The following is a 7,465-nucleotide window of genomic DNA, read 5'->3' as shown; positions in this document are numbered from 1 at the left end:
TGCGGATCTGCTTTTGATTCTGCCGAAGGCGTAGGAGCTGGCTTGCCTGCGATCTGCCGCGCAGCGGTAGTAAAACCAGCACCTGCGTTGTGTCAGGCACACCGCAAACACAGCGTTCGCTGCCGCTTCGCGCCAGATCGCAGGCAAGCCAGCTCCTACGCCCTTCGGGCAGAAGCGAAATTGCGAACGGTCGTACGTCCTTCGGGCGGGAACAGAATTGCGAGGTGGCCGCACGCCCTCTGGGCAGAAGCAGAATTGCGAGGTGGCCGCACGCCCTCTGGGCAGAAGCAGAATTGTGGGGTGGCCAGCCACCCTTCAGGCCAAATCAACAGTGTGCGTTTAGCGATCAGGCGAGAGGGTTTCGCACAGTTTCTGCACCGCTTCCACCATCTGCCCGCTCGGCCGTTCGATACCTTTGTCTGGCACCAGCACAAAACGGGCTTTCAGCGAGGGCCAGGCTTTCCACATCGCAAGCTGTGATGTCGAGCCTGCAACGACGACTCCAGGATTGCGCTGCAAAACAGCTTCGAGGCTGACCTGCGGCGCAGGCTGCCTGAGGTCGTCGAACACATTCTTCGCTCCGCACACCTTCAGCGCATCGCTGATGATCTGCCCGGCGCCCACCGTGTACAGCGGCTGATCCCACACCTGATAGAACACACTCACCGGCGTGTCCCGGTGGTAACGCGTTCTCAGGTCAGTCAATCGCTGACGAAACGCTGTCGCCACTTGCCTCCCCCGCTCCGCACGCCCCAGACGCTCGCCAATCTGCTCAATCTGATCGGCCAACTGATCCAGCGTGTGGGGCTCGGCGGTGAAAGTGGGAATGTTCAGGCGCTGCAACTGATCACGCTGCGCCGCGCTGACACTCCCCGGCCACAGCAACAACAGGTCCGGACGCAAGCTGAGCAACTGCTCCATTTCCAGCTGCCCGTAGCGGCCCACCGAAGGCAACGCCGCGACAGCCGACGGGCGTTCTCCGCCGTCCTGAACGCCCACCAACAGATCGGCAGCGTCCAGTTCAATGACGATTTCAGTCAGCGAAGGGGCCAGGCTGATAACGCGTTGTGCAGCGCTGACCTGACACGCCGTCAACAACAGCAGACACGCGAAGAGGCCACGCATCAGGCCAACTGACGTGGGATGCGATAGAGGTACAACAGAATGACGCTGGACAGGGCCAGTAGCGCCAGCGCCACCGCTTCGAGGTTAGCGAAGACGGCCAGCGCGGCGATCCAGGCGGGCAATCCGGCGGCAAGAAACGCCATGCGCCGGTCGGCCGCAAGCCTGAGCCAGGCGGCCGGTTCTTCAGGAGTATCGAGGGCTTTGCCAGTAGCGATCAGTGCGCGCTTGTAGACACCGAACGGCTTGAGGCTGACGAACATCGAGGCGATGCCCGCGACAAACAACGGCAAGGCGAAAACCGAAGGACTGTCCGCCTCTTCGCCACCAAAAAACACACAAACAACCAGCAGCGGCCCCAGCGTCAACGCCAGTTGCCGCCACCACGCCAGCGCCAGACGACGGCGCACGTTGTTCCGTGTCACGCCGGATCGACCTCGCTTTGGTGCTCATTGCCCATCATGTGGCCGAGCTTGCCTGCCTTGGTGGCCAGGTACAGTTTGTTGTGCGGGTTGTGGCCGGTGTGCAGCGGCACACGCTCGGCAACGGTGATGCCCATGTCCGTCAGGGCTTTGACCTTACGCGGGTTATTGGTCATCAGACGCAGCGATTTCACGCCCAGATGCTCCAGCATCGGCAGGCAGATCGCGTAGTCACGCTGATCAGCCGCAAAACCCAGCCGCTCGTTGGCTTCGACCGTATCGGCGCCGCCGTCCTGCAATTCATACGCACGAATCTTGTTCATCAGGCCGATACCGCGTCCTTCCTGACGCAAGTACAGCAGAACGCCACGGCCTTCAGAGGCAATGGCACGCAGGGCCGCTTCAAGTTGAGAACCGCAATCGCAACGCTGACTGAACAGCGCGTCGCCGGTGAGGCATTCGGAGTGCACGCGACCCAACACCGGAGCGCCGTCCGATACGTCACCGAGACTGAGAACGACGTGTTCGCGACCGGTTTCCTCTTCGAGAAAGCCGTTCATTTTGAAAGTGGCAAAGGGGGTAGGCAGCTTGGAAGCCGCGACAAATACGACGGGCACCGTGTGCTCCTGATCAGTATGAGGACTGGAAATTAGCAAGGCGGCATTGTAACAGCAGGTTCCGACAGACGCTTAGGCCGAATTGTCGGCCATTCAGATCAGGAAGTTTGATCATTGCCCACGTTTCGCCTTGCTGAGACCATCACCCGCTTCGAACGGATAGGGCTGTTTCCAACGTGCGAAGATGGGCCGCAGCTTTCCGGACTGCACCAGTTGCGCCATGCGCTGATCAAACAGGTCTCGCAGGAAACGGCCCCGAGAGTTGTCAGCGAAGCTTAAATACAACGGGATGTCGGTCAGATACGTCGTACGAAATCGCTGCGGCTCTCGGGTCTGCTTCAGAATGAAGTCAATTTCCGGCTTGGCGTCGATGTAGAGATCGGCACGGCTGTGGTCCAGCATCGACAGGATGTGTTCGCGGCGGGCGACCTCGTTGAAATGCTCGACATGGGGCAAATACTTCTGAAACTGGTAACCGCGCACCCAGGCCAGTCGGTAACTGCCGAGCGTCTTGAGGGTCGGCGCGGGATTGGAGGCAAGGCCCAGCGCGTAAATCTCATCGGTGTCGTAGTGCCATTTCGGGTACAGCGTGCCTTCGACTTCATTCTCATAAGCCCCGACCCACGCATCCGCTTCGCCCCGCTGCACCAGCCCGACCGCACGGGTGTAGGGCTCAGTGCGCGATTCGACCTTGATGCCGGCAGGCTCGAACAATTCGCGCATCAGGTCCCACCCAAGCCCCGTGCCGTTGGCTTCGGTGTAGTCGTTCCAGTGTTCGCTGACCAGAACAATATCGGCGGGTTTCTCCTCAGAAACGTCGGGCAGCGTGTCAGCATGGACAGGATTCGCAGCCACCGCGAAGCCGAGCATCAGCATCGACAGGCACAGCAGCCATTTCATCCCCACGCGACCCATGAGCCGTTTCCTATATGACGCCCCACACCCAGACTAGACCCTGCATTGCCAACCACGCAAAAACACCGGCCAGGACGTCGTCCAGCATGATGCCGACACCGCCGTGCACGTGTTTGTCGATCCAGTGGATGGGCCACGGCTTGAGGATGTCGAAAAACCGGAACACCAGAAAACCCACCAGCAGCCAGACCCAGCCTTCGGGCACCAGCCACAGGGTGATCCACATACCGACCATTTCGTCCCAGACGATGCCTTCATGGTCGTGCACGCGCAGGTCGTCGGCCACCTTGCCGCACAGCCAAAAGCCGAACAGCATGGTGATGCCGAGCATCAGCCAGTAGCCCCAGTCCGGGAGCATCTGCCACAGCGGAATGAACGGCACGGCGACCATGGAACCCCAGGTGCCTGGTGCCTTCGGCAACGTGCCGGAGCCGAAGCCGAACGCCAGGAAATGCCAGGGATTGGTCCACACCGACGGCGGAACGTTTTCCGCCGGGACCTGATTAGGATGATCTGTCACCGTGTCTCCCGAAAATGTTGGTAACCCCGAGTCAACGGAGTGACGTCCTGCCCCTGTTCGTCGATGAGCGCCACGCCTTGGCCCTCGACCACGCGACCGATCACGAAGACAGGCCAACCCGCATCGACAAGGGTAGCCAGCCAAGATGCCGGGAGTGTGAACGCCAGTCTGTAGTCATCGCCCCCGCTGAGGGCGGCATTCAACGCTTCGTCTACGCCGAAAAAGGCCAGCAGCGCGTCAGACATCGGCACCTTGTCCCGCTCGATCAGCAAGCGTACGCCCGATGCCAACGCAATGTGCCCGCAATCAGCAAGCAATCCGTCGGAGATGTCCAACGCCGAGGTCGCCTTGCCGCGCAACGCCACGCCCAGTTCAAGTTGCGGTTGCGGCGACCAGTAGCGGGCCAGCAAAGCCTGTGTGGTAGACGCCTCGGTGCTGCGCTGGTTCAACACCAGTGGCAGCGCGCCGGCCCCGTCGCCCAATGGCCCGCCAACACACAGCAAATCCCCCGGCCGGGCGCCCCTACGCGTCAGCGCCTCGCTCGCCGGAACCGAGCCGAACACCGTCACGGTCAAGCTGAGCGGCCCTTTGGTGGTGTCGCCACCGATCAGGCGCATCGAGCAGCCTTGAGCCATTTCATTCAGCCCACGGGCAAATGCTTCCAGCCAGGCGGCGGAAACCTCGGGCAATGTCAGGGCAAGGGTAAAGGCGAGGGGCTTGGCGCCCATGGCGGCCAGATCGCTGGCAGAAACACCCAGGGCACGCTGGCCCAAAAGGAAAGGATCGCAGACGTCGGGGAAGTGCACCCCGGCGACCAGCGTGTCGGTGGAGACCGCCAGCTGTTCGCCAAGGGCCACCGACAACAGGGCGCAGTCGTCGCCGATCCCCAATGCAACGCCTTCACCGGGCTGCGCGCAGGGCGCGGCGGCGAAGTAATTGCGGATCAGCTCGAACTCGCCCATGGCGTCAAACGCAGAGGTTCTGGAAATCCAGACGCCTCAGCGCTTGTGAGCCTTCACTTCGGCTTCGCGCAGACGCGGAGCCAGCTTGTCGAGCACGCCGTTGACGAACTTGTGGCCGTCGGTCGAACCGTAGACTTTCGCCAGCTCGATGCCTTCGTTGATGACCACGCGGTACGGCACGTCGATACGTTCCATCAGTTCCCAGGCGGACAGGCGCAGTACGGCCAGTTCAACCGGGTCCAGCTCGTCGATACTCAGGTCCAGGCATGGCGCCAGCGCGGTGTCGATCTGGTCTTTTTTCGTCGGAACCCCGTGCAGGATTTCGCGGAAGTAAGCACCGTCGACGTCGCTGAAATCGTTGTCGACGCGGAACTGCGCTTCGATTTCGTTCAGTGACTGCTTGGCCATATGCAATTGGTACAACGCTTGAGTCGCCAATTGACGGGCGGCGCGGCGCTTTTCGCTTTTCGATGGCTTGCCGGCGTCCGCTGGGCGCGGATCGCGTGGGTTGAAGCGATCGCTGTCGTCGTTAATCACTTGGCCTCCAACTGCGCCAACAGGCTGACCATCTCGATGGCGGACAGGGCAGCTTCCGCGCCTTTGTTACCAGCCTTGGTGCCGGAACGCTCGATGGCTTGTTCGATGGAATCGACGGTCAGCACGCCAAAAGCGACCGGTACACCGAATTCCATGGAGACTTGGGCCAGGCCCTTGGTGCATTCGCCTGCGACGTATTCGAAGTGCGGGGTGCCGCCACGAATGACAGCGCCCAGAGCGATGATGGCGGAGAACTCGCTGCGTTGAGCGACTTTCTGCACGACCAGCGGGATTTCGAACGCGCCCGGTGCGCGGATGATGGTGATGTCGCTTTCGCTCACGCCATGGCGAACCAGGGCATCAACGGCACCGCTCACCAGGCTTTCCACGACGAAGCTGTTGAAGCGGCCAACCACCAGGGCATAGCGACCTTGGGGGGCGATGAAGGTACCTTCGATGGTCTTCAGGGTCATTCGGCTGAGTCTCGTGTTTCGTATTAAAGAGCAAGAAAGCGCGCATCAGGCGCGCGCTTTCAGGGATTTTAGGCCACGAATCGATCACTGCGGGCATAAAAGCCCGCCGGTGTTATTCGGAGGGCACGTATTCTACAACTTCCAGATCGAAACCGGATATCGCGTTGAACTTCATTGGCGAACTCATCAGGCGCATTTTGCGTACGCCCAGGTCGCGAAGGATCTGCGAACCGGCACCCACTGTGCTGTAGGTGGTCGGTGTTTTCACCGGTGCAGCGCCTGCGGTTTCCCGGACATGGGCCAGCACGGCTTCGCCGTCGAGCGGGTGACCGAGCAGCAGCACCACGCCGCTGCCAGCCTCGGCAACTGCGGCCATGGCGGCGCGCAGGCTCCAGCGACCGGGTTGTTTGACCATCAGCAGGTCACGCAGCGGGTCCATGTTGTGAACGCGCACCAGCGTCGGCTCTTCGGCGCAAATCTTGCCCAGGGTCAGTGCCAGGTGAACGTCGCCCTCGACCGAATCGCGGTAAGTCACCAGGTTGAAGTGGCCCTGTTCGGTGTCGAGCGGCTGCTCGGCAATCCGCTGAACGGTACGCTCGTGGATCATCCGGTAATGGATCAGGTCGGCGATGGTGCCGATCTTGATGTTGTGTTCAGCCGCGAAGGCTTCAAGTTCAGCACGACGGGACATGGTGCCGTCGTCGTTCATCACTTCGCAGATCACGCCCGTCGGCTCGAAACCGGCCATGCGCGCCAGGTCGCACGCGGCTTCGGTGTGACCGGCGCGTGACAGCGTGCCACCGGCTTGCGCCATCAGCGGGAAAATGTGGCCGGGGCTGACGATGTCATCGGCCTTGGCGTCCTTCGCGGCAGCAGCCTGCACGGTGCGCGCGCGGTCGGCGGCGGAAATGCCGGTGGTCACGCCTTCAGCGGCTTCGATGGAAACAGTGAACTTGGTACCGAAACCCGAGCCGTTGCGCGGTGCCATCAGCGGCAGCTTCAGGGTTTCGCAGCGCTCGCGGGTCATCGGCATGCAGATCAGGCCGCGGGCATAACGCGCCATGAAATTGATGTGCTCGGCCTTGACGCACTCGGAGGCCATGATCAGATCGCCTTCATTTTCGCGGTCTTCGTCATCCATGAGGATGACCATCTTGCCTTGGCGAATGTCTTCAACCAGTTCTTCGATGCTATTGAGCGCCACGCGGCACCCCCTTCATTCAGGATTTGAGGTAGCCGTTGGCGGCCAGAAAGCTTTCAGTGATGGTGCCGCCTTGGGCGGGCGTCGGGTCTGCGGCCTTGTCACCGAGCAGCAAGCGCTCCAGGTAACGCGCCAACAGGTCCACTTCGAGGTTGATCTTACGGCCCGGACGGTAGTCGCCCATGATGGTTTCGGCCAGCGTGTGCGGGACGATGGTCAGTTCGAATTCAGCGCCATTGACGGCGTTCACGGTCAGGCTGGTGCCATCGACGGTGATCGAACCTTTGTGCGAGATGTACTTGGCCAACTCGCGAGGGGCGCGCATGCGGAACTGGATCGCACGGGCGTTTTCTTCGCGGGACAGCACTTCGCCGACGCCGTCGACGTGGCCGCTGACCAAATGGCCGCCCAGTCGGGTGGTCGGGGTCAGGGCTTTTTCCAGGTTGACCCGGCTGCCGGTTTTCAGGTCGATGAACGCAGTGACGTCCAGGGTTTCGCGGCTGACGTCGGCCCAGAAACCGTCGCCCGGCAGTTCAACGGCGGTCAGGCAGACGCCGTTCACCGCAATGCTGTCGCCGAGCTTGACGTCGGAAAGGTCGAGTTTGCCGGTCTCAACATAAACGCGGACATCGCCGCCTTTAGGAGTCAGGGCGCGGATGCTGCCGATGGATTCGATGATGCCGGTAAACATGGGTC

Annotated in this window: 10 protein-coding genes; all 10 read right to left on the bottom strand. The window is 61.5% G+C overall.

Features of this window, described 5'->3' with window-relative positions; genetic code table 11:
* Window positions 1-339: 339 nt before the first annotated feature.
* The gene (locus ACIQAL_RS25930) at window positions 340-1,125 is read right to left on the bottom strand and encodes a cobalamin-binding protein (RefSeq protein ID WP_401150439.1); all 786 of its coding nucleotides are present in this window, start codon (window positions 1,123-1,125) and stop codon (window positions 340-342) included.
* Window positions 1,125-1,547 carry an MFS transporter gene (locus ACIQAL_RS25925; protein ID WP_401150438.1) on the bottom strand — a complete coding sequence of 141 codons (423 nt, stop codon included), beginning with the start codon at window positions 1,545-1,547 and terminating at the stop codon, window positions 1,125-1,127. The genes ACIQAL_RS25930 and ACIQAL_RS25925 overlap by 1 nt, the downstream gene beginning before the upstream one ends.
* Window positions 1,544-2,161 carry a GTP cyclohydrolase II gene (gene ribA / locus ACIQAL_RS25920; RefSeq protein WP_166597438.1) on the bottom strand — a complete coding sequence of 206 codons (618 nt, stop codon included), beginning with the start codon at window positions 2,159-2,161 and terminating at the stop codon, window positions 1,544-1,546. Before ribA ends, ACIQAL_RS25925 begins: the two co-directional genes overlap by 4 nt.
* Window positions 2,162-2,272: 111 nt before the next feature.
* Window positions 2,273-3,067: a substrate-binding periplasmic protein gene (locus ACIQAL_RS25915; RefSeq protein ID WP_401150602.1), complete on the bottom strand. Its 795-nt coding sequence runs from the start codon at window positions 3,065-3,067 to the stop codon at window positions 2,273-2,275.
* A 19-nt stretch (window positions 3,068-3,086) separates the two neighbouring features.
* The gene (locus tag ACIQAL_RS25910) at window positions 3,087-3,596 is read right to left on the bottom strand and encodes a phosphatidylglycerophosphatase A (RefSeq protein ID WP_166597437.1); all 510 of its coding nucleotides are present in this window, start codon (window positions 3,594-3,596) and stop codon (window positions 3,087-3,089) included.
* Window positions 3,593-4,558 (bottom strand): thiamine-phosphate kinase, encoded by a 966-nt coding sequence (gene thiL / locus ACIQAL_RS25905; protein ID WP_401150436.1) that lies wholly within the window; start codon window positions 4,556-4,558, stop codon window positions 3,593-3,595. Before thiL ends, ACIQAL_RS25910 begins: the two co-directional genes overlap by 4 nt.
* Before the next feature lie 36 nt (window positions 4,559-4,594).
* Entirely contained in the window at window positions 4,595-5,095 is a 501-nt protein-coding gene (gene nusB, locus ACIQAL_RS25900) for a transcription antitermination factor NusB (protein ID WP_341961685.1), read from the bottom strand.
* Window positions 5,092-5,568, bottom strand: a complete 477-nt coding sequence (gene ribE / locus ACIQAL_RS25895) for a 6,7-dimethyl-8-ribityllumazine synthase (RefSeq protein WP_074756916.1) — start codon at window positions 5,566-5,568, stop codon at window positions 5,092-5,094. Before ribE ends, nusB begins: the two co-directional genes overlap by 4 nt.
* 112 nt (window positions 5,569-5,680) lie before the next feature.
* On the bottom strand, window positions 5,681-6,772 hold the full coding sequence (gene ribBA / locus ACIQAL_RS25890; protein ID WP_166597434.1) for a bifunctional 3,4-dihydroxy-2-butanone-4-phosphate synthase/GTP cyclohydrolase II: 1,092 nt from the start codon (window positions 6,770-6,772) through the stop codon (window positions 5,681-5,683).
* Between the two features lie 16 nt (window positions 6,773-6,788).
* A complete protein-coding gene (locus tag ACIQAL_RS25885; RefSeq protein WP_166597433.1) occupies window positions 6,789-7,460 on the bottom strand; it encodes a riboflavin synthase in 672 nt (223 codons plus the stop codon).
* Between the last annotated feature and the right edge of the window lie 5 nt (window positions 7,461-7,465).

The sequence above is a fragment of the Pseudomonas sp. NPDC088368 genome, assembly GCF_044753445.1.
In the GTDB taxonomy this organism is placed as follows: Bacteria; Pseudomonadota; Gammaproteobacteria; order Pseudomonadales; family Pseudomonadaceae; genus Aquipseudomonas; species Aquipseudomonas bambusae.
Note: the sequence above shows the minus strand (reverse complement) of the source record. Positions and strands in the feature narration are given on the sequence as shown.